24 protein-coding genes, 1 tRNA gene and 1 pseudogene are annotated in these 24,926 nt (G+C 45.7%); 4 read left to right on the top strand and 22 right to left on the bottom strand.

The window, feature by feature from the left end; translation table 11 throughout:
- Nucleotides 1-52 precede the first annotated feature (52 nt).
- The 11 genes from rpsJ to LAJLEIBI_RS04015 form a co-directional block, all read right to left on the bottom strand.
- Nucleotides 53-370 carry a 30S ribosomal protein S10 gene (gene rpsJ / locus LAJLEIBI_RS04065; RefSeq protein ID WP_004607300.1) on the bottom strand — a complete coding sequence of 106 codons (318 nt, stop codon included), beginning with the start codon at nucleotides 368-370 and terminating at the stop codon, nucleotides 53-55.
- Nucleotides 371-683: 313 nt separating this feature from the next.
- Nucleotides 684-1,052, bottom strand: coding sequence for a hypothetical protein (locus LAJLEIBI_RS04060; protein ID WP_006444995.1), 369 nt, complete (start codon nucleotides 1,050-1,052; stop codon nucleotides 684-686).
- A 33-nt stretch (nucleotides 1,053-1,085) separates the two neighbouring features.
- Nucleotides 1,086-1,349, bottom strand: coding sequence for a hypothetical protein (locus LAJLEIBI_RS04055; RefSeq protein WP_040435977.1), 264 nt, complete (start codon nucleotides 1,347-1,349; stop codon nucleotides 1,086-1,088).
- A 20-nt stretch (nucleotides 1,350-1,369) separates the two neighbouring features.
- Nucleotides 1,370-5,653, bottom strand: coding sequence for a type VII secretion protein EssC (essC, locus tag LAJLEIBI_RS04050; RefSeq protein WP_006444993.1), 4,284 nt, complete (start codon nucleotides 5,651-5,653; stop codon nucleotides 1,370-1,372).
- 4 nt (nucleotides 5,654-5,657) lie between these two features.
- Nucleotides 5,658-6,809 (bottom strand): type VII secretion protein EssB/YukC, encoded by a 1,152-nt coding sequence (locus LAJLEIBI_RS04045; RefSeq protein ID WP_006444992.1) that lies wholly within the window; start codon nucleotides 6,807-6,809, stop codon nucleotides 5,658-5,660.
- A gap of 99 nt (nucleotides 6,810-6,908) precedes the next feature.
- Entirely contained in the window at nucleotides 6,909-7,595 is a 687-nt protein-coding gene (locus tag LAJLEIBI_RS04040; protein WP_006444991.1) for a hypothetical protein, read from the bottom strand.
- 12 nt (nucleotides 7,596-7,607) lie between these two features.
- On the bottom strand, nucleotides 7,608-8,924 hold the full coding sequence (locus tag LAJLEIBI_RS04035) for a hypothetical protein (RefSeq protein ID WP_006444990.1): 1,317 nt from the start codon (nucleotides 8,922-8,924) through the stop codon (nucleotides 7,608-7,610).
- Nucleotides 8,925-8,970: 46 nt separating this feature from the next.
- Nucleotides 8,971-9,153, bottom strand: a complete 183-nt coding sequence (locus LAJLEIBI_RS04030) for a hypothetical protein (RefSeq protein ID WP_154649234.1) — start codon at nucleotides 9,151-9,153, stop codon at nucleotides 8,971-8,973.
- Between the two features lie 19 nt (nucleotides 9,154-9,172).
- Nucleotides 9,173-9,616 (bottom strand): hypothetical protein, encoded by a 444-nt coding sequence (locus tag LAJLEIBI_RS04025; RefSeq protein WP_040435974.1) that lies wholly within the window; start codon nucleotides 9,614-9,616, stop codon nucleotides 9,173-9,175.
- Nucleotides 9,617-9,677: 61 nt separating this feature from the next.
- A complete protein-coding gene (locus tag LAJLEIBI_RS04020; RefSeq protein ID WP_006444987.1) occupies nucleotides 9,678-9,974 on the bottom strand; it encodes a WXG100 family type VII secretion target in 297 nt (98 codons plus the stop codon).
- A gap of 47 nt (nucleotides 9,975-10,021) precedes the next feature.
- Nucleotides 10,022-12,172 (bottom strand): YhgE/Pip domain-containing protein, encoded by a 2,151-nt coding sequence (locus tag LAJLEIBI_RS04015; RefSeq protein ID WP_006444986.1) that lies wholly within the window; start codon nucleotides 12,170-12,172, stop codon nucleotides 10,022-10,024.
- Nucleotides 12,173-12,635: 463 nt separating this feature from the next.
- Here LAJLEIBI_RS04015 and LAJLEIBI_RS04010 point away from each other — a divergent pair, with 463 nt between their 5' ends.
- Nucleotides 12,636-13,502, top strand: a complete 867-nt coding sequence (locus LAJLEIBI_RS04010; RefSeq protein ID WP_006444985.1) for a sulfite exporter TauE/SafE family protein — start codon at nucleotides 12,636-12,638, stop codon at nucleotides 13,500-13,502.
- Between the two features lie 62 nt (nucleotides 13,503-13,564).
- Here LAJLEIBI_RS04010 and LAJLEIBI_RS04005 read toward each other — a convergent pair whose 3' ends face one another.
- Complete coding sequence (locus LAJLEIBI_RS04005; protein WP_167534368.1) at nucleotides 13,565-14,176, bottom strand: YcxB family protein; 612 nt, start codon at nucleotides 14,174-14,176, stop codon at nucleotides 13,565-13,567.
- A 641-nt stretch (nucleotides 14,177-14,817) separates the two neighbouring features.
- Here LAJLEIBI_RS04005 and LAJLEIBI_RS18040 point away from each other — a divergent pair.
- Nucleotides 14,818-14,973, top strand: coding sequence for a hypothetical protein (locus LAJLEIBI_RS18040; RefSeq protein ID WP_006444983.1), 156 nt, complete (start codon nucleotides 14,818-14,820; stop codon nucleotides 14,971-14,973).
- Between the two features lie 143 nt (nucleotides 14,974-15,116).
- Here LAJLEIBI_RS18040 and LAJLEIBI_RS04000 read toward each other — a convergent pair whose 3' ends face one another.
- The 7 genes from LAJLEIBI_RS04000 to LAJLEIBI_RS03970 all read right to left on the bottom strand — a co-directional run bounded on the left by LAJLEIBI_RS04000 (nucleotide 15,117) and on the right by LAJLEIBI_RS03970 (nucleotide 21,169).
- Nucleotides 15,117-15,590: a glycine/sarcosine/betaine reductase component B subunit gene (locus tag LAJLEIBI_RS04000; protein ID WP_006444982.1), complete on the bottom strand. Its 474-nt coding sequence runs from the start codon at nucleotides 15,588-15,590 to the stop codon at nucleotides 15,117-15,119.
- A gap of 11 nt (nucleotides 15,591-15,601) precedes the next feature.
- Entirely contained in the window at nucleotides 15,602-16,369 is a 768-nt protein-coding gene (gene prdD, locus LAJLEIBI_RS03995; protein WP_006444981.1) for a proline reductase cluster protein PrdD, read from the bottom strand.
- 412 nt (nucleotides 16,370-16,781) lie between these two features.
- The gene (locus LAJLEIBI_RS19895) at nucleotides 16,782-17,234 is read right to left on the bottom strand and encodes a glycine/sarcosine/betaine reductase selenoprotein B family protein (RefSeq protein ID WP_006444979.1); all 453 of its coding nucleotides are present in this window, start codon (nucleotides 17,232-17,234) and stop codon (nucleotides 16,782-16,784) included.
- A 2-nt stretch (nucleotides 17,235-17,236) separates the two neighbouring features.
- Nucleotides 17,237-17,533 (bottom strand): CBO2463/CBO2479 domain-containing protein, encoded by a 297-nt coding sequence (locus LAJLEIBI_RS03985; RefSeq protein WP_006444978.1) that lies wholly within the window; start codon nucleotides 17,531-17,533, stop codon nucleotides 17,237-17,239.
- Nucleotides 17,534-17,548: 15 nt separating this feature from the next.
- Entirely contained in the window at nucleotides 17,549-19,405 is a 1,857-nt protein-coding gene (gene prdA, locus LAJLEIBI_RS03980; protein ID WP_006444977.1) for a D-proline reductase (dithiol) proprotein PrdA, read from the bottom strand.
- 171 nt (nucleotides 19,406-19,576) lie between these two features.
- Nucleotides 19,577-20,923, bottom strand: a complete 1,347-nt coding sequence (gene prdC / locus LAJLEIBI_RS03975) for a proline reductase-associated electron transfer protein PrdC (protein ID WP_278142460.1) — start codon at nucleotides 20,921-20,923, stop codon at nucleotides 19,577-19,579.
- Nucleotides 20,924-21,071: 148 nt separating this feature from the next.
- Nucleotides 21,072-21,169: transfer RNA gene (locus tag LAJLEIBI_RS03970), tRNA-Sec, on the bottom strand.
- A gap of 298 nt (nucleotides 21,170-21,467) precedes the next feature.
- On the opposite strand from LAJLEIBI_RS03970, the gene LAJLEIBI_RS03965 reads away from it, so the two are divergent.
- On the top strand, nucleotides 21,468-22,502 hold the full coding sequence (locus tag LAJLEIBI_RS03965) for a proline racemase family protein (RefSeq protein ID WP_006444975.1): 1,035 nt from the start codon (nucleotides 21,468-21,470) through the stop codon (nucleotides 22,500-22,502).
- 118 nt (nucleotides 22,503-22,620) lie between these two features.
- Nucleotides 22,621-23,207 (top strand): annotated as a pseudogene (locus LAJLEIBI_RS03960) (TetR/AcrR family transcriptional regulator).
- A gap of 89 nt (nucleotides 23,208-23,296) precedes the next feature.
- Here LAJLEIBI_RS03960 and LAJLEIBI_RS03955 read toward each other — a convergent pair.
- The 3 genes from LAJLEIBI_RS03955 to yedE form a co-directional block, all read right to left on the bottom strand.
- Nucleotides 23,297-23,533, bottom strand: a complete 237-nt coding sequence (locus LAJLEIBI_RS03955; RefSeq protein ID WP_006444973.1) for a putative Se/S carrier protein — start codon at nucleotides 23,531-23,533, stop codon at nucleotides 23,297-23,299.
- 2 nt (nucleotides 23,534-23,535) lie between these two features.
- On the bottom strand, nucleotides 23,536-23,739 hold the full coding sequence (locus tag LAJLEIBI_RS03950) for a sulfurtransferase TusA family protein (RefSeq protein WP_006444972.1): 204 nt from the start codon (nucleotides 23,737-23,739) through the stop codon (nucleotides 23,536-23,538).
- Between the two features lie 62 nt (nucleotides 23,740-23,801).
- Nucleotides 23,802-24,899: a YedE family putative selenium transporter gene (gene yedE, locus LAJLEIBI_RS03945; protein ID WP_006444971.1), complete on the bottom strand. Its 1,098-nt coding sequence runs from the start codon at nucleotides 24,897-24,899 to the stop codon at nucleotides 23,802-23,804.
- Nucleotides 24,900-24,926 lie beyond the last annotated feature (27 nt).

The following is a 24,926-nucleotide window of genomic DNA, read 5'->3' as shown; positions in this document are numbered from 1 at the left end:
CAGCGGAACGCCGCTTCGGACGTTCATCCTAAATTTTAGGAATTACTGCGTCTTATTTGTTTTTCATTTTGATATCAATGTAAACACCTGCCGGCATCTCCAGTCTGGATAATGCGTCTACTGTCTTCTGAGTAGGTGTGATGATATCGATGAGTCTCTTATGAGTCCTCTGCTCGAACTGTTCTCTGGAATCTTTGTATTTGTGAACCGCTCTTAATATTGTTACAACTTCCTTCTTTGTAGGAAGTGGAACCGGTCCGCTCACCTGTGATCCGTTTTTCTTTACAGTTTCGATGATTTTCTTTGCGGATGCATCAACCAGCTGGTGATCATACGCTTTTAATGTGATTCTCATTACTTGACTTGCCATAAAAAAAGTCGCCTCCTTTTCGTACTTATAACTTCAGTACGACAAGCGGTGACTGTACACTCTCCCGTGTGTGTCGTGAGAAACTCACACGTTGTTACCACATCCCAGTGGCCGTTATAGTTCGTACAGTGACTTGTCGCCAGTTTCCTAACTTGACATTCGCTCCACGGAAAACCTGCCGTTTACGGGCAGCAACCTCACGCTTCTACGCTATCAATGTCACAGCTTTTTTAGTATATATGAAACAATCGCTTTTTGCAAGCCTTTTTATGTAGATATTGTATTTTTTTTGATACAATCCATACTGCAAATACTAAGAGTCTTCATTATTTTCTCCATCTCCTGCAGCCTTTACATATTCCAGCTCGTATATTTCGATCGACTCCTTCAGCCGCCGGCATTCCTTTCTAAGCGTATAAACCTGCTCGTCCATCTGCGCTCCCGCGGCGTCGGCACAGCGGCGCACCTTCTCCGCACGGCTTTCTATCCTTCTCGAGAATTCATCCCCGTTCCCCTCGCTTACGATCCGCCCAAGCAGCGCGAAGATGTCCCTGTGCCTATGCCGTGCCTCTTCCCGGCAGTATTCCATTTTCTTAAGCTCCTCTTCCGTCTCCGCCAGCTTAAGCTCCAGTTCTCTCCGTCTCTCTTCGTATTCTTCGCAATACTTATCCATTTCGCCCATTCTTCACCTCCATCGTATCGGCGATATTTCCCCCTATTTATATTGCCCTCGTATCTTCTGGTCAACGGTATCCAGCGCATGCGCGATCTGGGCTACGTGCTCTCCGTCTCTTTGGACTATTTCATTGTATGAGTTCAGACATCCCTGCATCGCCTGATAGGTCTGCTCACATTCTATCTGTGCAGGTACTCCTGAGGCGGCGGCGCTGCCCGCACCCGGCAAAATAATATTATTGCCTGCCGAGACGATATTACTCCGCAGAGCAAGAGCGCTGCCGAGTGATGATTTAATATCCATACATTTCTCCTCCTTTCCTGTCAACAGTCTGTTCTTTCCACCGCCCTTGGCAGCAGAAGCTCTTTATAGGTACCGTTATGGAACAGCAGCCCTTCCGTAAATGCCACATGATCCGCTCCCGCGGGGACCGGCATGATACCCAGAAAGCCCTGAGAACTCACCATAAGCCCGTCTGCTACCGATTTCACAAACCGGGTCAACTCATCCGTCCCTTTTAATTTTCCCGTATGGCCGGTGATGATCATCGTGATACCGGCGTTACATGCTCTCCTGAACATGGCCGCTATTTCAGGTATAGAATCCGTCTCATACGCCGGAAAGTTATCCAGGTCATCGATAAAAATGTAATACGGCGGCATCTCCCGCAGCGTCTCCCACGGTGCAATGCCAGGGGTACTCTCCAGACTTTCTCTCTGCTGCTTCTCCCTGCTTTTCACCTCCTGCTCCAGCTCGTCCATATATGCGATGAACGCTTCCAGACCTTTGACATACCTCACATCTTTTCTCGCAGCATAGCCAAACAAACCCATATCGGCCGCGTCAAACAGTACGACCTCCCCTGTTCCTGCAGCCTGTTCGATCAGTATCTTTAACGCGTTCGTCTTGCCCTTGCCGCCCTCGCCCAGTATGAAAAAGGGACTGCATAGCCGCGAAAATCCGCTGAGGATAACCTTTTTCTTCTCGAGTCCAAGATACAGATCTGCCTCCTCTTTTTCATAAGCACACATCATATCCGCGCTGAACTCTTCCGGAAGTACAGGTATATGCTCGGCCTCTTCCCCCGGGTACATCTCTCTGATGCTCTTAACAAGCTTCCTGATGTTGCTTGTATACTCCGCTGCCTTTTCAAATACAGCCATAGTGTATATCTGAATCATATTAACATCATCTTCTCGTTTTACGAATGCCCTCCCTCTTATTTCCGGTAGTTTATATTTGCACCGCCCTACAACATTCGTCACTTCACCGCTTTCAAAATTATAACCGGCAAGTTTATTTTTAAAATTATTACACGTCGCGGCTCTTACCGCATTTATTCTGGAAGCAGTTATAATAAAATAGATTCCGACTCCCGCGCCGTCTCTTGTCAATCGGGTAAAATATTCTTCCTCATCAAATCCCAGCTCTTTCACGGCATCAAAGTTATCTGCCAGCACTACGACCGCTCTCATCTTTTCTTCTGACATCTCATTGTATACCTGAAAGTTGGGAGCCATGACAGATGACAGACGCCTTTTCCTGTACCGCACCTCTTCGCTCATGAGTTCCTTGAATTTGTCATACCGCTCAGTGTCTTCTATACTTATGTATTCAGATGTATGCGGAAGATTCCTCAGCGAGATCAGAGCGTTATTGCCAAAGTCGAGGATATACAAGTTAAGCTCCCGTACCCGGTATGACATGGCAAGGCTTAACCCCGCAGTCGTCAGAAATACCGACTTGCCGTATCCGCTGGAAGCAATATACATAATGTTGCCGTCTTCCGGCAGATTCAGCTCATAAACCGTCTGCCTCTGCTCTTTTGGCACATCCATCAGACCAATGGGTATCACAATGCTCCCCTCTTCCCTCTCATGGCGGCCTTCTGCTGCCGCGAGCGGACTGAGCAGTTTTTTCCCAAGGGATGGAAGCCACGGCTTTTTGACTTCCGTATGTATTTCCCCTTCGTACACCTCCCTGATATGGCGTACGGTCACGTCAAGCTGTGTCTCCTTTGCTTTCTTTTCAGCACGGGTACCGCTCAGATCACGGTTCACCAATACGCCTTGCCCCAATTCATTCATCAAATAGACACGGTCATCCATAGTAATTTCTTCTTCCTGCTCTTCGATATAATCTGCTCCGCTCCAGGCAGACTGAAACAGTTCATATATCTCATTGCTGCCGACCTGCAGATAAGCTCTTCCCGCCTGTGTAATACCTGCGGCATCAGGTGTCTTTATGATCTCTTTGCTGTCCGCTTCATTCTGTACCTTAAGCGCAAGCTTAAATCTGGAGTTTGCCCATATCTGATCGTCCACCACGCCGCTTGGCTTCTGAGTCGCCAGAATAAGGTGGACGCCAAGACTTCTTCCGATAGCCGCTACTGAAACGAGTTCCTTCATAAATTCAGGCTGTGCTTTCTTAAGCTCTGCAAATTCATCGCTGATCAAAAAGAGATGCGGAAGCGGCTCCTTAACTTTTCCCTCTTTGAACAGGCTGCTGTATGCATTGATGCTGTTTACTCCATTGTCTTTAAAAATCCTCTGTCTTCGTTTTAGTTCTGCCCGGATGGAAGACATGGCTCTCAGGCTTTCCGTTCCGTCCAGATTCGTTATCGTGCCAAGAAGATGCGGAAGGTCACGAAACAGGTTCGCCATACCTCCGCCCTTGTAGTCAATAATCAGGAACCCTACTTCATAAGGATGAAAATTAACTGCAAGCGACAATATATAAGACTGTATGACCTCTGACTTGCCGGAACCTGTTGTCCCCGCGATCAAACCGTGGGGACCATGGGCTTTCTCGTGGAGATTCAGATATACGATGTCATCCTCCGCCCGGACTCCAAGCGGTACAGCAAGCGACTTGTGTGCTCCCCCCTCCTGCCACCTTGAGCGGATATCCAATTCTTCTGGTCTACGGACATGATACATCTGAAAGAACGTTATGCTGTCCGGAAGGTGGCTCGTTACTCCCTGGATATGCTTCAGAACGCCAAGATCTCTGGCCATTGCCTCCAGATCACACCCTTCCAGCCTTTGAAGCGTGAGCTTGTCATCTTTTAATTCTTTTTCCTCAAGGAGAAGCCTGCCTGTCCCGGATTGTTCCAGAAGCAGCACTGTCCCGATATTTTCAGGGAGATTAGCCTGAAGATAGCTTGTATATATAATAGAAAATCCCAGGTTTTTTCCTTCTCCCTGCAGATATTCCATAATGGAGTGATCTATGATCAGTTTAGGCTCATCAATGATAAAGAGAAAATGTGGGATAAATCTGGATTCTTTTTTGCTTTCATCCAGTTTCACCTGTCTCTCCTTTAAGATCTGATTCATACTGTTCAGAATCTGGTCTCTGACACGCTCTGAATGAATAAGTCCCTGAACATTTAATGACTGGATCTTATTGTGAGGCAGCCAGTGCATCCAGCTGAATTCCTCCTCATATCTCCCGTCATATACAACAACGATCTGCAGGTCATGATAACTTTGAAACGCAGCAAGCTGGCTGATATATATTTTCAACTGTTCATGAATAGCAGCCTTCGTCCCTACCAATCCAAGATGTGCTTTTTTCAAGTCTACAACACATTCCTTTTCGATCCAATCATAGAGTGCCGCGATCCGTGACGCTTCCTTGTCCAGTTCATCCTTATTCATAGCAAGCTCATTATCTTTCGTCCTCAGCTTAAATGCCGGCTTCTTTATCTGTCTTCCCACTGTGATCGTAAGAAAATCCTCATCTGAGCTGCTCCGCTCATATATCCTGCTGCTGTATTGGCGCACCATCTTCTGGATCTCAATTACCGGAGGGAAATTATAACGGTACGCCTCCTCTTCCTGCCTGTACAGCTCATATATTTCCTTTCTTTTCCGAAGAAGATACTGTTCATACAGTTTCCTGCGCTTCTTATCCGTCTCTTTTCTCTCTTTTCTGTCGCTGATAAACCTTATGACCGCGACAATTACTGTCATGCCGGTGCCTCCCACAGACATAAGCAGAAACATACCACGCCCCATCAGAAGACCTATGCCGACCGTCACTGCCATCATCCCAAGCGGGGGAAGAAGTGTCTGAAGCAGATTAGATCTACTCACTCCGGCCTTCTGGGGAGGCGCCTGTATCTCGGCCTCCTCAGACGCAATGCGTCTGATAATGCGCGGGGAACGTTTATAATAAGGAAATCCATCAAACGGCACTTCTGGTTCCTGCAGCTCGGGCAGAGAAGAAGTATACGCCTTGTTGTCACCGATCACTGCAATCTTACGTTCAAAAAGAATAACCTTTGTATGGCGGATCAGCAGTACGTCTCCTTCTTCTAATAAAAAGGAATTGTCCCGTACACGCTTCCTGTTGTGATAGATCTTCTCCTTCTCCAGATCACCTATTACATGTACTTCTCTTCCCTCAATACACAACTCCAGTCTGCACTTATCTATGACAATGTTCCCGCAGCGCCCTATGTACAGGCAGGTCTCTCTGGCAAATACTTGCTTTTCATTTTTCAGAGAGATAACCTGCCCCTCCTGCTTTACTTTTTCATACTGTCCGCCTTGCGGATACTCTTCATACCAGTCATCCTTCTCCACCAGATTATAGTTCATACTGCTACTCCTCTTCTGTACTCATGTCGTACTGAATCCCAAGCTTTTCCGCAAGTTTATCTATCTCGCCATCCAGCGTCTCCATTCTTGCTGCCTTTTCGTCTCCCTTTAATGATGAATCCCGGGATACCTGGTCACGTTCCTGAAGATAAGCATAGAGCAGCAGCTGGTTGTCAGACATCTTAAGAGCGATATCTTCGGCTTCTTTCGTCTCAAGACGTCCCAGGTATATCCAATAATCCATCACTGAAGCGTCGCCCTTCACGTTAAGCCTGGACAAAATATTATCTTTGGCTTCGCTGCTGAAATTGTCCACCGCCTGCCCCTTTATATATGATACTGCCAGTATATACTTTTCATGGACATCCAGCGCATCCGGCTGAACCTCTTTGAGACTGTCGATAACAGCTACATAGTCCGACTCAACATAAGCCCGCTGAGCTGTAAGCGCGGCCCGCTGCGGGGCGATCAACTTATAGTGCTGGTATAACAAATACGCCAGTGCCGCTGCTGCAAGTACAAGAAATAATATCATACCCGCTTTCATTCCCCTGTACCTGCTTTTCTTAATCGTGCACAAATGTGTTCTCTCATAACTTCTTAAACCGCGTTGTCTCTGGCTTAAGTCTTTGAGCGCATCATCCATACTGTTCCACTGCAGTATTCTTCTCGTCTCTTCCTGCCTGTCAAGAAGATCCATCCCACCGTTAAGATAATCACTGTAATTATATTTCTTCTGCAGCAATGCCCCCGCAAGCGCCTGAAACTCTTTAAAATAATCCTTAACCGCTCCGTCTTCCAAGATGTCACGTCTTAACACATGTAAACGATACTGTGCATCATAATATAAATTTTCCGGTTCAAGGGAAAAGTTAAAAGCCCTGGCCTTTTCCCCCAGCTCTCCCGCCTGAATCAAAATACTGTATATCAGCTCCCGGTCACTTTTCTTTACTTCCTTCAGCGGAGTCATACCATCCAGCTCATAGGTAAAACAAAGGCTTTCTTCCTTTTCTTCTACTTTGCACGGCACAAAATAATATGTCTCAGCCTGCAGCCTGTGATAATCATAGGCTGCAGATGCTTTCATCTGTGTCTTATGTACAGTCTCTTCCAAGACGATTGTGCTGCCCTTTGTTGTCTCTTCGTTCTTTCCCATAATCTCTCCTTCTGTATACAGCACTGGCCGATACCCTGCTTCCGTGCCGTTTATATTCTGCTCAGAGTAATCCGGCCTTAGGTCACCGCTGATATATTCTTATTTTTTTTGCTCTTCGCCGTACCATTCACGTTCGGTAACTTCATAATTCGTTCCCGGAGTAACTGCATCAATAATTACTACACCATCTTCCTCCCTTTTTACTACTTCACGTACATGGCAGTCTTCCGGCGGTACTCCCGTGAACACCTGGGCTTCCAATAAACACCCCAGGATAACCACACCATCTATGGCCCACTCCAAAAAAGAAATTTCATATCCTTTTTTTAATATATAAGTTACTTCTGTAAAGTCTTCATTAATTTTTATCTCCATGTCCTTATTTTTATTGTTTACTATTCGCTTGTTTATACCATCTTCCCTTGTACTTATCCAATGTTCCAGCTGCTTACCCGTCACGGTCATAGAGAGGGTTCCATCCTCATTTAGTCTTGCCTTCTCGTACCAATCATGTCCATAATTTCCTTTTTCTAAATCCTCTATCACATCCTCGGGAGTCTCGGTCGACGAATAAGATAGCCTGACTAAAAACGCCGGTTGTATGAATTCTTTCGTCTCTCCTTCCGGAATTTTTATCTTGCGTTCTATTCTCACTTCATCTTTAGACAGTTTTGTTTTGGCCGGCCATAGTTCCGCTCCTCTTTCATATGCATATTTTACATATAACAACAGCAGTACCAAGGCAGCTAAACTGATAAAGCTAACGGCTCTTTTTAACTTTTCCAATTCCCTTCCCCCTTATCCTATTGGTACCGGCACACCACTTGGTAGCGGAAACAAAATCCCCGTAGCTTCAAAGGTTTTTCTTGGCGCATCTGCAGGTTCAAGTTCATAGGCCTCCATTTTAAAGTCTGAGTTTGTCGGGCGGTATTCCAGACCGACTTTACTTGTTACATGATTTATCTCCTCACAAATTGTCGTGGCACCCCACTCGATTTTTGTTGATACATTTTCTTTTGAGAAAGTAACTTGTGTATATGCAGTTGACTTGCTGTCCAACTCGAAAGAACGCTTTATACCAACTTCTATGTTATTACCCTTCCACTCCAGATTCCCACTCTTCACTCCCCACTCCGCCAGTATTTCCCTGTTCTTAGATATGGCCACTTCCACAGATTGGGGATTATCCAGGTTTGTCTCTATACTTTTCTCCACCCCTCCGTACAGCACTAATCCGTCAGCCAGTGGGATTTCCATCTCACCGTCCAGCAACTGTACCGACAGATTCGGAATATATTTTCCGATAATTCTCGCTACCTTGTCGGCGTATTCCAATTGTTCTTCCGCATCCAGCGCCATGAACTCCTCTTCCTCAAGCAGTTCATCTCCGAGCTGCTTTTTCAACTCTTTTGATATGAGTACGGTCTGCCAGGTTCCCTCAATATCCGCAAACAACTGCAGGTTTACCGGAGCTATGGCATATTGGTTTGTAGCCGCATTATATCTTACCCCTTGCATAGCCGACACGGCTGATGCAAGAGCTTTCTGCATAGTTTGCGCCCCTGCGTATATTCCCGACGTAGCAGCCAGCATTTCCCCTATCTTTTCTATATTTCTCCTGTACTCTTCTATAATCTCATAAAGGGTATCCAATTCCTCCCGATACGAATTGGCAATATGCTGGTAGCCGCTGATATCCTTATGAACGGAAAGGGGACGGCCATTTCCGAGTATGCTCCTTATCGTTTCCATGATAAAGCTCAGACAGGAATTCAGTTGGTCATACTGTACTTTCAGCGCCTCATATTCACTTCTCCACTTATCTTCGTCAACTACTGTTCCCGTCGAAAAATACTGGCAGAGACAGTTGCTGTAATTCTGGTTTGCCTCTGTCATCTCGGAACAGAAATTAAAAATTCCGCCGGCCACCGGCTGGTGCATCAGGCCGACATAGCTTTTATGGTTATTATAAGCCGTGCTTTCCAGTCCTACATCGTCTTGAAAAGACTGGAAGGCTCTTCCAAGTGTATCGCTTTTCATCCGGACATCCGCCAGATATCCGTTCATGGTATTGAGTTCTGTCAGAACAGAATCTATATTAATCTTTACACCCATTTTGCTCTCCTTTCCCGATAACGCTGTATAACTTATTATCGGTCATTCACAGGACGGTCAATATATCTCCGTGACGTATTTCCGCCTGCTTAAATGTCAGGTACGGATTCACGTATGTCTTCTGCCGCCACGACCTGACGGACATCCCTTCCGCCGGCTCTGTAATCGCAAGCACGCCGTTATCGCTCAAAATATCCAGCACATCCCGGATTCTCTGTTCTGGTTTCACACTGACATCTATTTTCACTTTATTGTCCGCCGTACATATCGTTAATATTATCAACCCTGCGTTTCCTCTCTCTTTTCAACTTTCCCGCATATAAATACCCAGCTGCCAGCGCGGCCGCCACGAATATTTCTATCCAGAATAATCCGTCCGGCCCGGCGCCGGATACCTCTTTCTCAGTTTTACTGCCGGTGTTTTCCGCCGTTTCCGAAAATACCAGGCTGCGGATAACATCCAGTCTCTCTTCATCGTCAGACGTAGTCACAAACACCTGCTGTCCGATATATTTTATGTTATGTATTTTCTCATTTTCTAAGGACTGTATCTTTTCCTGTGATCTATCATCAAATACTGGCACACCGTACAGATCACAGAGAGAGATTCCCGTCGTACTCTTCTGTTCTGTGATCACCGACGGGTTCCATTCTATCGTTGTATCTTCCCGCTGAGCTTTCTCTGTCTGCATATAGCCTCCCATTGATATTGGAATGGGAGCCGGAGCGCCCGGCCCTTGGCTCCCCCTCTTCTTATCGGCCGGAATTGGCCGCGCTTGCCGCCTGATCCGCCTCTTCATAGTAAGTTGCATTCTGCTGCAGGCCTGTCCCGATATCCTGGATCAGATCCTGGATCGCCTGAAAGCTCGGCGCTAATTCCTGATAGCGGGTAATGTATGCTTCCGCTCCTGCCCCCTGCCACAGCTCCGGCAGCTTGCTGTTCACGATCGTATCCAGAAATGAGCGCAGCTCCGTATACTCCTGCATTGCCTGACCTGTTATCTGCTGTGCCTGTGTCTTCACATCATCGCTCTTAATTCCTATGTTCATAGGGCTCCTCCTCTCTTTGTCTGATTTATAATTAGCATCTGCGGATGTTAATTATCCTTTTTCTTCTTCCGCATCACCGCGGTGATGGTAATATATAAAATGACGCCAAGGACGATAGCTGCGCCAAGCGCCTCCAGTACAGCTTTACCGGCCGCCGAGGCATCTTTTTCATCACCGCCGGCCGAGGCTTCGTCGTCCTCTTCCTTACTGTTTACTCCGGCATTTTCTGTGGCACTGCGCTCTGTCACCCAGAAGGGATCCACAATAAACCGGCTCGCCTCCAGATTGTCTGCTTTTCCTATCCTTGTATAGGGCAGTTTACCCGCGAAGCTATTCATAAGTTCCTGATTGCTCTGGCTGTTCTCCTCTTTTACTTTCTGCGCTCCCGCAAGGCCTTGTTCAACCGCGTCTTCGGAAGCTTTGGTCGCTTCCTGTATATGCTGCCGCAATGCGACCTCATTGGCAGTGTATGTCTCATATACTTTTACCAGATTATCCAGACGTTCCGTATCTCTTTCCTGTACTTCCTTCTGCATGGAACTTGTGCTGTTATGCATGTCTGAGTAAGATTCCTGTACTGCGTTCCGGTCAATATATCCAAGCGGATCGTATGCTGTCAATGAACTTTGGAATGCAGACAGCTTTTCTTCCGATTCCGTGTAACTGCTATGGAACGCATTTTTCACTTCATCAGCTCTGTTCAGCAGAGGTGATATGACATCGCTGCCGATACTGTTCATAATATCGCCCAGCTTTTCATCGCTGACCGGCTCGATCTTATAATCCTCATCTGCCGTCAGATCAGTCTCCGCTGCGGCAAGGCTGTCCGCGAGCAGCCTGTCTGTCTCTTTTCTGTTCTCCTGCGCGTCCCCTTCGGTAAAGGCTCCATCCTCCTCTTCCACGAACCGCTCTGCACTGCAGTTTGGCAGCATACTCAAAATGACAGCCTGTATTCCCGTTTTGTCCTGAATATCCGTCGCTGCATCTCCCACCTTATAGGCGCCGCCGCTGTTTTGACGGTAAGCCGTGAGCAGTTTGTCCAACTCTGCGGTATCTAAAGTCCCGCCCGCACCGATTAATGTATAAGTTCTTCCGTCCATCGTCACGGATCCGTCGAGGACCGTCCATGCAGGCGGTGATCCCGCTCCATATGTACCGTTGCTCAGAACACCGGCAATATGATCCGCCGCTGTCTGAAGACCATCGTTATGTTCCTCAATACCATGCCGCACTCCTGAAAGGTAACTCCCCAGCTCTCCCAGATTTCCCTCGATGAGATTCATTATGCTTTGTATATTATCTCTGTGGCTCTCCAGTACAGTATTGTAATCTGCAAGCAGCCTCTTTACGCTTGGCAGTCCCGGGTCATAAATATCGTTGCCCTCTGTATCCTTTGTCACGTCCAGCCCCTTTATCTGACGGTTTGTATCGTCGAGGGATTCCTTTGCTTCTGTTCCCGCTTCTGTGAGCTTCTGTCTTCCTTCTTCGCCTCTGGCCGCGCCTGTTTCATACTCATTTTGTATCTCGTCTATCGCTCTCCCATTTCTGAGGATATATTCTTGTATGTCCAGGGCAGTTATACTCATATCCGGCTGCGACAACTGTGGAAATTCAATATACGCCTGCAGGTCATAGGCTTTGATCTTCAGCAGCACCGCCGTGTCTTTCCTGTCGTTTTCCATCACCCGGACAGCGCTGTCCTGCGCGGTGTGGAACTCCTCCAGAATTCCTTCCACATACAGCAGACTTACATTGTCTGCCATAGACTGTATAAACGTATTCACCTGCTTTAGTATTGTTATTTTTTTCTCCTGAACGAGCTGTTCATTGATCTCAAATGTTATATTCGACTTGGACATGACCGTATTCAGACTCTCGACATCCGCTGAGAATCCTGCCGGTATAACGATATAAGCCCCATATTCTCCTGTGTATACTCCGTTTCTCGCATCTTCCAGACCGGCATATACATAGCTGCCGCCGGAAAGATGGATCAGATTTGACGCATAATTGACCGTTCTGTCTCCCAGTCTCACACCCTCATCCAGATTCACAACGGCGATCACACTGCTCTCATCTTTCTTCCCGGTGTCTGCTCTTTGTCCCATACTCATTCTTCCTGCCAGAAAACCGGCCGCCAGCAGCAAAAATGCAGCCGCAGTTATTACTATCGTCCGGATACCTGTCTTAGTTCCCAACCAGCTTTCCTCCTGTTCCTGCTCTTTGTCATTTTCTTAACCGGCGATAATATTCCGGCTGAAATAGATTTACCGCATTATATTATTATTTTATGAGATTAATCTGTAAAGTCATAGCGTTTATCCTTAATCGGTCGGTGTCTGTCCTTAACTGGTCGGTCGCTATCATCTAAATTACTATGTAAACTGCGTGATCTCCGGCCTGTTTTTCGACTGTTTGCGGCATTGATCTGCAAATTAATATATTAACTGTTGTCGAATCGTTAAAGGCTTGTCTTAATTTGGCTATAATCTATAAATTCAATTGACTTTTTCTATAGAAATTGATACAATTGAAACAAGAACAGACAATATTTTAACAAGGAATATAGTAAATCGGGGTACTTGTATTCCAGTTTCAAGGACATATTGTTTGTTTATTTTAAGTTTTAGTTACTTTTTAAACAATCTGGAGGGATGAACTATGAACGCAACAACCATTTTACGTATTATCATCATTGTGTATACAGCTATATTCGCCGTATACTGGATTAAGGACTGTGTAGCCCACAAAGAAGAATTTACGGGTAAAAAAGTAATTCCGTTGTTCATCATTGGCGCTATCACAAACTTCCTTGATACACTTGGTATCGGAAGTTTCGCAACTACACAGGCTGGTTTTAAATTTACGAAATCAAGTCCTGACGAGACAATGCCTGGTACACTGAATATCGGTGACGCTATACCGGTCGTAACAGAATTTGTTCTTTTCCTGACATTAATTGAGATGGATACATTAACTCTTGTACTGCTGATCATCGCAGCAGTTGTAGGTTCTTACATAGGAGCCGGTATCGTTTCCAAGATGCCTGTTAAGCAGATCCGTATCGCTTTGGGTGCCGCGCTTATTGCTCTCGCTATCATTATGGGATGCAGATTACTGTCCGTAGGACCATTCGGCGCTGTTGGTACAGCTACAGGCCTCACAGGCATTAAGTTAGTTATCGGTATCGTAGTTAACTTCTTCCTTGGTGCTTTCATGACGATCGGTGTTGGTCTCTACGCTCCTTGTATGGCTATGATCGGTGCTTTAGGCATGAACATCCAGGCTGCTTTCCCAGTTATGATGGGTTCTTGTGCATTCCTGATGCCTGCATGTGGTATCAAATTTATCAGAGAAGGAAAGTATGACAGAAAAGCTTCCGTACTTCTTACTGTAGGTGGTGTGATCGGTGTACTTATCGCTTACTTCCTGGTAAAATCTATGCCTATGACAGTTCTTACATGGGTTGTAATCGTTGTAATGATCTACACAGCGATCACATTCTTCAGAGATGCTTCCAAAAGCTAATTGAATATGACGATACAGAAAAAGCCATCCGCTTGGATGGCTTTTTCATTTTCTCTTTTTCTCTATTTCTTTTTTTCTGACTTATTCTTTCTCCGTTCCTCGATCTTGCGGTCCTGTTCCGCCTCAGCTGCTTTTCTCATCTTGTTCATGAGCTGTATACGTTCTTTCAGAGGCATCTTTAATGGTATCACTCCTGTTTTCGTCTTACTCTCCAAAAACTTCTCAAATGCTTCGGCGTCTCCCATATTGAAATCTTTAAATGGCAGAACATATAATTCTTCATTGTTCATTGCTATAAAATAATTTCTGTCATCCTTGTAGCTGCCTGATATCTCACCATATTTGGCATTATTCACTTCCTGATATTCCGTATTCTCTACATCAAATCCGCTTTGGCCAAATACAAAATAAATATCCGATTGATTTTTATAATTATCATCCACCGACGCAAGTTTTGTAAACGCGATATACCGCCTCGTTATCACAAAGAGAAGGATCAGCGCACTGATTATGCCACAAGACCAGGATGCTGACGGTATATCTCTAAATGCCACAGTCAATATGATAAAGCAGCCGGCAAACAGACAAAGTTTAAGACCTGTTCTTGGATTTTTCACTTTATAAGAAAACTTTATGAAATCTTTCAGCACCTCCTCTGTATGTTTCGTTGCCACTTTATATATAGGTGTCATATTCTTTCTCCCTCCGGTTTGTTATTGTCCTTTTTCATTATATTATATTTCACACGCAACCACAAGAGTCACTTGACAAAGTAAGAGAATCTTCCATAAGTCTTTTCTTTACTCTTTTAGCACGGTAAAGTGCATTAAATTTTGTTTCAAAAACGGTTTATAATTGTTAAATTGCATAAAAATAAATTTTTTGATTTACTTGTATTGACACTTAAATTTATAAATGATATATTTATAGCAACTTAAATGTACGACGACCAATGGCGGTTACCTCGGCAAGGGGACTGCCTATTTTTTAAAAAGTACAGGTAAGTTAAAACCAATATGGTTGTAATTGCAGTTAAACTGCTGCCGACCATTTCCCCCAAGAATGGTCCTGCAGCAGCGGACTCCAATTGATATATACATCCTCTTTAGTAGGAGCATTCCCCAGCTTTGTATATAAACAAAACTGCAATGCAACGAGGAAAAACCTCTCAATGACATACCAAAAAGAAAGGGCACGACATACCGTATGTCGTGCCTTTTCTTTACTGAGAATTACAGTTAAGAAGCGATTGCATAACTATACAAATTGCGGAATTATTATTAACACAACTTGACTATAAAAAGGAGGAGACACTATGGAAGATGAAAAAAAGAAAAAGGCGGCGGCGGCCGGAGAAACTGACGCCACTGCTGCAGACAATGACGAAAAACTGTCCGGCACCTGGGCTGCCGACGCGCAGGATGATCTTGAGGACTGGATCGAAGAGCAGGGGATCCAGCTGCGTTATTAGTATCTGACGTCGAGATCGTTAGAATCTTGATATAGGCAGACTTAAAAGGTGTTATTGCAGAAAGAGCGGGAATCAGACAATGAGATCTGATTCCCGCTCTTTCTATTGTTACAGCTTCCTGACTGACTATTTTCACGAAGCGTCTACCTAGATTCATTTTTGCGCATTTTCAGCTTGAGCAGCGCCGTCGCTTTTTTACAGTCCAGCTCTACCATGTTGTTTTCCCCGACAACATTTGTCTCTGTCCCGTCTGCGCTCTTGTTGATATCTACGATCCCATCCAGATAATCATTCACTACGACAAACTGGGCTACCGTTCCGCTGAAGTTAAGTCCTGTCACTGCGATACCGCGTGTTCCAAGCTGCTCGCATGTGTTTGTATAGTCGACATCGCTGTTGCCCCATCCGTCCGATGATATGATAACTCCGTCTGCGCGCATCGCTTCTGCCCACACGGCAGTTCTTGTGCCCACAAGCATCTTATCCTCATTATCATCCGGTGTTCCCACGATGATGATCCCCATCAGATCCAGATCGGTATCATTGGATACGACATCCAGCAACGGGTCTCTGAAGTGATGTAATGATGTTTCTTTTGTTGATGGTCCTATTCCCATGATCACACCTCCTACTGCATGGACCGGATAATTCCGTCTCTGTACTCGTTAGGTGTAACAAGTACCGGCATATTACCCATGTCTATGATTGAACGTCCGCCTTCAACTCCTGAAGGTTCTTTCGCAAACAAGTGTGTATCGTACATAGCACCCTGTCCGGCAACCTGCTTTACGATCAGGACACGTTTTTTGCCCGGCCTTACCACGTCGTGATACTCGTGGCGTTCCGTACACTTCTCGCCCTTGAACTTTTTCAGTTTATCGCGGTATGTCTGTATAAACTTATCGCACGCGCGATGGGCGGCGGTCGGTCCCGGCCTCTCCTGTCCCATGCCTGCGGCAAGTGTAACATCAAAGGAAATTATGTAATCATTGTCGCCTGGAGTCCCTGCACGGTTCAGATAGAGCTGCTCTTTCAGCTTTCCTTCTGAGGAGCCAAACTCATGGCACTGTTTTCCATTGACATCCACACCTGTAAGCACGACATATACACCGGTTACAGTGTGGGTGATCCCTTCTCCCAGCTTTCCGAGCACTTTTGTGGAAATAGGTATGATATCCATGATCGTATTTGTCCAGCGGTCATGATCGCCCGGCTTGATGATCTGAATATCAATTTTCTCAAGATGCTCTTCTTCCGCGGTCAGTTTATCAATCATTTCTTTACTGACTGTCATATGACCGTCAACCGAAATATCATTGTGCTCTCCCCACTCCACGTCATTCATATGAAATGCCTTGATCACAAGACGTCTCAGGTCTTTTACTTCTTCAGCCAACTTAAGTCACCTCCGATATTTACGTCTGTTATCACATTTTGTTTACAATATGCCGGATTCTTTTCCGATATATTGTCATATCACTTTTCAAAAAAGGGCAGATGCAAAACATCTGCCCTTCGATCCGAACCTGCGTTCACTAAATCTTAGCTACATATTCGAATGGCAACGGAACAATCTTTCCTGGTGTCTGGATCTCAACTAACTGCTCCAGAGTTGCCCTAACGATCTGTGTCTGCTGTTCAACGTTGTGCGGTCCTCCGGCATTAGCACCCATAGGTACCAATGGAGCAACTGCACGAGGAGTACCAGTCTGACGTACAACTGGTGGAAGAGCTGCAATAATAATTGTAGGAATTCCAGCTTCTTCAATCGCTCTCTGCACCAATACTGCAGAGCGGTGGCAGGTACCTCAGCCAGCGGTGAGGACTACTGCGTCTACATCCTCTTCTTTGAACATCTGTGCGATAGCCGGACCAGTTTCACCTTTGAATTTCTCCTGGTTTCCGCCGCCGCCCATGAATCCTGCATGTACCGGAGCACAAGCTCTGATAAATCCTTCAGCAGCTAATTCATGAATTCTGTCGATCGGGAACATGCAGTTGATGTCTTTGTTAACATCACTGTTGTCATATCCGCCGTGGGATACCATCAATTCACTAGATGGTGTAGTGTTCTCTATTTTTCTCCATGTAAAGTCTCCGGCAAGATTGAATCTTTCCTGATCCTTTTTATGAACACCAGCAGCTGTTGCAAGAGCGATAGACATGTCTTTCAGCTCTTTTGTTACAGGAGTCCATACTGATGGCGGAGTAATAGGAACGAATATTTCAGATTGTAAACCTTTAACAACCGTTAAACTCATTTTTAAGCCTCCTTATTATCCATACGTTGGCGCATTTCTTCTTGTTTGCGTCGTTCTTTTTCAATGTTGCTGATATATTTGTCATTTACTTCTTCCCCAAGCTGTTCCGGAAAACTCATGTTCCATCCGACTTCCTGACCTACTTTCAGCTCATAGTCGCAGATAAACATTCTTTTCGGCGCTTTAAAGAACCCGAGGCGTCCTTTCAGATCGACGCTGATGCTGCAATCGTCGATATCCACGATCACACCTTCCATGTAAATGACTTTATCACCATAATTCAAACGTTCATTGTTCATTCAACTTTACCTGAATTAACTGTATTTTTCTTTACGCTTCTGGCTCATCGGAAGGGCCTGCTCATTTTCAACAAGGTCGATCTTAGCGCCTGCGGCAGCTTCAATTAATTCAACGTTTGTAGATTTAACGTTTGGATTCCATTTCTTCTCAGCAGCTTTAACATCTTCTCCTGCCATAGCAGCTTTCAGCATAGCTAATGCACGAACAGCATCCTCCTGGCAAAGGGTATTGTTACCAAGAATCTCATTCTCGATACCAGCTTCTGATTTGTTATTGTCAACCATGTAGCTCATGTACTTGTTACCAACAACAAGCGCACCCTGTACTGCACAGTAAGACATACCAACAACCGGTGTTCCTCTCATACCAATCTGCTCGATATGGCTTGCGAAGTCGATGTGGTTGTTTCCGAAACCTTCTGTTGTAACGAAAGCTCCGTCTGCGTCCATAGCTTCTACTGTCATACCAACACGTCTGGATACGTAGAACTTCTCAGCGTTGATCTGCGGGCTTCCAACGAATACAACGCCGCAAAGGTCAACTTCCGGATCATGAAGAGCTTCAAGAACGAGCGGCTCTCTCCAGTAATGTCTGGACATCTCTTTAGATGCAGGTCCGATACATGTAAGCGCATGGATACATCCGTCAAGAACCTCCAACGGAGATACGCATACAGGAACGTTTCCTAAGTCTACGTTAGCTCTTGCGCCAAGAACACCAACAGGCTCTACAGGAAGGATAAAGTTATCATGCATAGCTCCCTGGCCCATGATCTCTTTAACGATAACGACTTTTTTCTTGCCTGGACGGCGAACCTGCTTCAGTTCTTCCGTATCAGCTACAAGGCTCTCGTCAAGCTTCTTCATAACTTCACGGATCTCCTGAGTGATAAGGTCAAATGCTGTATGTGCAGCCATAGGTCCACGGCGTTCCATGTTCGTTTTGTCCTGAATCACGATGTTACCTTTGATAAAGATCTCGCCTTTATCCGGGCAGCTTGGACGGTTCCACATGATGTTCTCATCAAGGTATCCTTCAGAAGAACCGAATTCACCGATCTGAACTCCGCCTTCGTCAACACCTGTCAGCATCATAACAACGCCGTCAAGAACTCTTGTAACGCCTTCGCCGACTGCATCATCGCCTTCTTTTGTAGCGATTGGCTGAACGTCCATGATCGTCTCAGAATATGTGTGATATAAATCAGGTGTGATGACTTCAAGTTTGAAATCTTTAACCAGTTCCTGATCAGCAATAACATCTGCTTCAATTCCTTCACGGATGTAAAGAGTTGTTCCCTCGATCTTTGTCTCTGGTCCTCTCTTAACTTCTGTGATAGTGAAGTGTTTTCTTGTTAAGCTTCTTACAACTTTTTCTTCCCCAGCTGCTTCCGGTGCTGCTGCACCTGCTGCAACTGCTTCTGCGCCTGCCGGCAATGGAGCGACTGCTGCGCCGCCGCCAAGAGCTCCTACCGGAATCTCAAGGTCGATATCTTTACCTTCTCCAATGTGGATCTTTAATGTTCCGCCTGCTGCAGGTCCTGCTACAGGTGGTGCAACCGGTGCCGGAGCTGCCGGAGCTTCCTCTGCAGGTGCTTCCTCTGCTGCCGGAGCACTTGGAGCCTTTGCACCTTCTACTACATCTGCTGTAAGCGGGCAAAGTGAATCACAAGTTTTTGTAAGTTTTGCTCCTAAAACTTGTTCGATGGTCAATGCACCATCCAGGTTCAGTAATCCTGAGTCTACCAAATCATCAAAGATCGCCGGATCTTCAAGATTAGCAGCTTCGATTGTAACGCCTGCTTCGGCTCTACAACATAATACGGCAGGATCATGAGCATGTTCTTTAGCTGTTTCAGCTGTGATTGACATATTTGTTTCCCTCCTTGTTTGGTTTTGCTTAAGTATCCATTCTGGGCACTTATTTAAATTATATATACAGCCGCATATGATACACGGAATACCTCTCGACTTCCGCCCGCAAAAGAATCGGGGGTCTTTTACAGTTCATCATCTGCGACAGTAATACCGTTGTCTGCAGACTTATTTCCCGTTGGGGAGCTGGTCTACTTCTTTAGAAACTGTGAGTCTCCTGTATAACGGATGACCGATCGTTCTCATGACGTGGTCTGTCTGATGGAATGTTTTCAGTTTCAGCTTCGGCGCAGATCCCATAACTGTGTTAGAGCAGTCTGAGCAGTTGCCGATGATGATGAATTCCGCTCCGTCTTTCTTGAACTGGAGACACTTCTGTGCCTGGCCAGGACAGTTACCAGGATTTTCGCACTTAAGCGCTGCTCCCGGCTTAGGTTCGATCGCCTGCTTACATCTTGCCACAGAAACAACCTTTCCATTCATCTTTTCACAGATTTCACGCATGCGGTCTTCGCTGCCGCCGCAGGCACATACCAACAGACCCACGTTAGCGCCGTGTAAATCCGGAAATTCAACTGTTACGATGATGCCGCCTGTCGTCTTTGTAACAGGAGCCTCTAATGTAGTGGACTTTCCTGTAAATGGTCCGCCCATAATGATCTCGCCATATGTACCGTCAATTCCGCCGGCCTTCTCGATCATATCGCCTACGCTTGTTCCAACCGGAACGTCCATAAATACGTGTGGCTCATTGCCACCGTTCAGCTTGCCGATAACCGTCATATTCTTGCTGTAGCAAGGTTTCTTAAGTTCGATCGCCTCAGCGATGCGAAGCAGTGTCTCGCAGTTGATCACGACTGCGTCTGCCGCTGAAGGAAGCTGTGTAGGATCCAGAAGCTTGCCAAGCGCCTCTCTTACGACCGCTCTTTCCTCTCCCATCGGGTAGATATCGGGAAGAAGATGGATCGTAATACTGTCTTCCTCTTTGATCGCTTCTCTTAATATCTGTATTGCCTTCTCATTTTTCTTCTTGATGGCAATGATACCTTTCGATGCGTTACAGACTTCCATGCAGTATTTCAGTCCGCGGATCGTAATATCAGTCTGCTCCTCGATCTGCTGAATATTGTGGCGAAGTCCCGGCTCGCATTCTGCTGCATTCACCAACACATATCCGCCTTTAAGGTCTGTTCCGATCTTGACTCCTGTCGGGAATCCGGCGCCGCCCATACCAACGATTCCAGCTTCTTTTACCATCTCGAGCTTTGTTCCTTCTTTAATAGGTACAAACTCGTCTTTCTGCTCTTCATCAGGCTTGATGATAATACGATCATCCGCCACTTCTTCCACTACACCGTACACACTGGAAAAAATGTTAGCGCCAAGACCTGTAGGTGTTGCAATCAAGGTACCTTTTTTTACTTCATCCCCAGCCTTTACGATTGCCTCACAGGGTGCACCAACATGTTGACGTAATAAAATCTGCACATTTCCCATGACATCTTTCTCCTTTATTTTGTTTTTTTATAAGTAAAAAACGAAACTTACATCCCGTTTACTTATTACATGTCCATGACATACCATTTTGTTTTATTTATAAATTTTATCTATAAATTACAATATATTGTTATCGCTATTTTTTTAACACTATATATATCTTTTTTGGCGGAGGCATGTGGGAATCGAACCCACCCAGGACGCTCTTAACGCCCCACACTAGTTTTGAAGACTAGGAGGCACACCAGTCACCCATCTACCCCCATGGTTCTTGCCTCATGCGTCTTGACTATAACACAATTTTTTGCATATTTCAACCGTTTTTATTTACTTTTTATATTACCAAAAAATCATTGACTTTTCAAGGTTTATCGTACATAATAATTGTAGCAGACTGAACGTGATACTAGAATACGGTCTAATTGTTAATTTTATATCGTAATAACATACGATTTTGAGGTTTTTCCGAAAAAGGCACTGCGGAGACAAGGGAATCTCCAACGTGTTTTTATAAAAACTTATAGTAATTGTCTATGAGTAAACATTAAGGAGGTAATGAATTATGGAGTTAAAAGCAAATGTTAACTTCGATCGGTTTGAGCAGGCATTGCAGGTAGTTGACGCTCATACCGTCGGCGAGTTCTGCCGTGTAGTCATTGGAGGATTTCCGGAGCCGGAAGGCAGCACAATGATCGAAAAGAAAAAATGGATGGAGAACAACTATGACCATGTTCGTACAGCATTGATGTTCGAACCAAGAGGACATCACGACATGTTTGGGGCATTCCTGTGCGAGCCAGTCAACAAAGAAGCTGACTTTGGTGTAATGTTCATGGATACAGGCGGATATCTTAACATGTGCGGCCACTGTACGATCGGTGCTGTAACTGTTGCAGTTGAAGCAGGACTTGTAGAGTCCAAAGAAGGTGTGAACGAAGTTGTTCTCGAAGCACCTGCAGGACTCATCCGTACAGAAGCAGTTGTAAAAGACGGCAAAGTTGAGCACGTTACACTGACAAACGTACCGGCTTTCGTTTATAAAGAAAACCTCTCCGTTACGATCGACGGAAAAGAGATTCCATTTACGATCTCATTCGGCGGAAGCTTCTTTGCTTTGGTTGACACAACGAAGATCGGCATTGAGGAGATCAGCCCGAAGACTGTTCCTGACATCACAAAATTAGGAATGAAGCTTCTGGATGTTATCAATAAAGAGGTTCCGGTAAAACATCCTCTTCTTGACATTGATACCGTTGATTTGGTAGAGTTCTACGGACCGACGCCAAACCCGGACAAAGCAACGATGAGAAATGTCGTGATCTTCGGAGATGCTATGGCTGACCGCTCACCATGCGGAACAGGAACAAGCGCTAAGCTCGCTACTCTTCATCACTGGGGAGAGATCGGCGTAGGCGAGGAATTCATCTACGAAAGCTTTATCGGTACTACATTTAAGGGCGTTATCAAAGAGACGACAAAGGTTGCCGATTACGATGCAGTTATCCCGATGATCACAGGAAGCTGCTATCTGACAGGCGTTGCTACATATTTGATCGATCCTACAGATCCATTGAAATATGGTTTCCAGGTAGGCTAATCATCTGCCGGAACCGAAGTTGGTAGTGCGATAGTTATAGAAGCGGATTAGTTCATAATCCGCTTCTCTTTATATAAAAGGTTATAAAATAGGTTAACTAGAGAAGGGAATGGGGACGATGCCACGAAAGCGACAATCCACGAAAAGCCGCATCGTAAAGGCTGCCTGGAACCTGTTCTATAAGAACGGGTACGAGCAGACGACTGTAGAGGATATCATATATGCTTCAAAGACCTCTAAAGGTACCTTCTACCACTATTTCAAAGGAAAGAAGCCTTGCTTAATTCCCTTTCCTATCTGTTTGACGAAAAATACGAAGAACTGACTGCAGTGATAGACCCGAACCTGTCCGCTTATGATAAGCTCCTGTTTTTAAATCACGAGCTGTTTTATATGATAGAGACAAGTGTAGATATCAAGCTGCTTGCGCTTCTGTATTCTTCCCAGCTTGTCACAAAGGATAAAAAATCACTTTCTGACAGCAAACGCTTCTATTTCAAATGGATCACTGAAATTCTGGAAGAAGGTCTGGAAAAAGGGGAATTTAAAAATACAAGCACTGCCGAAGAACTCATGGCTATATACGCCATGTTTGAGCGCGCGCTGCTGTATGACTGGTCGCTTTTCAAGGGAAAATACTCACTTTCCCAATACAGCGACAAACTTCTGCCGCATGTGCTCGACACATTCGTAAACGGCGTATAGATAAACAAAGTCAGATGAACGCACAGGCCCGGCGGTACAGGAAACTTTCCTGTACCGCCGGGCCTGTTCTATCAAAGAATCCATCTTGATCACACCATGCACTCGTGCATATCTTCTTCTTCGATCCGGGCCTTTGCCATCATCGCTTTGATCTGTTCCCTTTCGGTAAGATCCGCACACCATGATAAGCCGCATCCTGCTGATATCGCCCTTGGGACCGGAATGATCCGTCCAGGGACACCGTTTTCCTTGCATGCCTTTTCCATTGCCATCGCATCGGCCGTTGTGTGGAATGTAACCACCAGTTTTAATTCTTTTTTTCTCATGTCTATTCGATCACCACTTCAAAAAATCCTTCTCTTTCCGTTGACACCGCAGACTTTCCATGCTCTTTCGCATATTTTTCTACGTTCATCTTCTGATGTGGTTCCGTGACAAGAACCTTCACCGCCTCTTTGGCGTCTTTAAGTGCGTCTGCCGTCAGCATGAGCGGCTCCGGGCAGGAAAGACCTCTTGCATCTACTTCTTTCATATTATTTGACCTTCTTTCTCAGAATACTACTAATGTGCCTGTATTTCAATATTAAAACACAATTATTTTGCTTCTTCCCGCTTGTTTGTAAACGCAATGACAAAGCATGCGGCAATGCAGATAATACATGCCACTTTTCCGTAAAACGGAACTGCTCCCGCAACGGTCTCTCCTGTCTCCGCGTTCACTGCCGTGCCGCTTGCGGCAAGGCCAAAGTTATGGCAGATCGCTGCGCCGACAAGCATACCGATCACTGTGACAGCGGAATCAGAGGACCCCTGCCCCGCCAGGATGAGCTGGCGCAGAGGACAGCCTCCTGCGAGCACTGCCGCAAACCCAACCGCATACATTCCGAGAATATTCCATAAATGCTCTGAATGAGCGATAATTCCAGGCGTATCAAAACCAAACACAAAACGTCCCGTCGCAATGTTGAATACGAGCATGACTGCAAACAGCCCTGCGATCACGCTGAATAAGTCAAAATTCTTCATCAGGATGATATCGCGGATACTTCCCGCAAAGCACATCCTGGACTTCTGGGCAAACGCGCCGAAAACGAGACCGCCGATCAAAGAGGCGATCAACGGCGCATGCATACTCCCCGGACCCGTCACACTCGCTTTCAGCAGTGATGTCCCGACAGAGAGGATAAGTATGCCAAGCATGATGACAGGAAGAACCGTGCCGGCCGCCTTATTTGTAACGTGCGCCCTTCCGAGACTGAATCCCTTCTTTAAGGCGATGACTCCGGAGCCAACGCCGAGAATAAATCCTATCAGGGCTACCCATGCGTTAAGATCTCCCGCGGACATACGGATCACCATACGGAGAGGGCAGCCGAGAAATACAAGGGAGCCTGTCATAATAATAAGACCAAGTACAAACCGTGTCATCGGCGAAGAACCCGCTGTTGAACGGTACTCCTTTGTCGCTGCTGAAATGATGAACGCGCCGAGTACAAGTCCGATAATTTCCGGTCTTGCATACTGGACAACCTCTGCCTGATGCATTCCGAGCGCGCCTGCCGTGTCTCTGATAAAGCAGGCAATACAAAATGCCATGTTGGCCGGATTGCCGAAGTAAGCCAGACATGCCGCCACAAGTCCGCACACTACTCCTGCAAGTGCAAGTTTTTTCTTTGAATCTGATAAATTCATGTTTCTCCTCCTTTAGTAACTCTCATT

It is taken from the genome of [Clostridium] hylemonae DSM 15053, from assembly GCF_008281175.1.
GTDB classification, from domain to species: Bacteria; Bacillota; Clostridia; order Lachnospirales; family Lachnospiraceae; genus Extibacter; species Extibacter hylemonae.
This window is presented reverse-complemented; position numbering and strand designations above follow the sequence as displayed.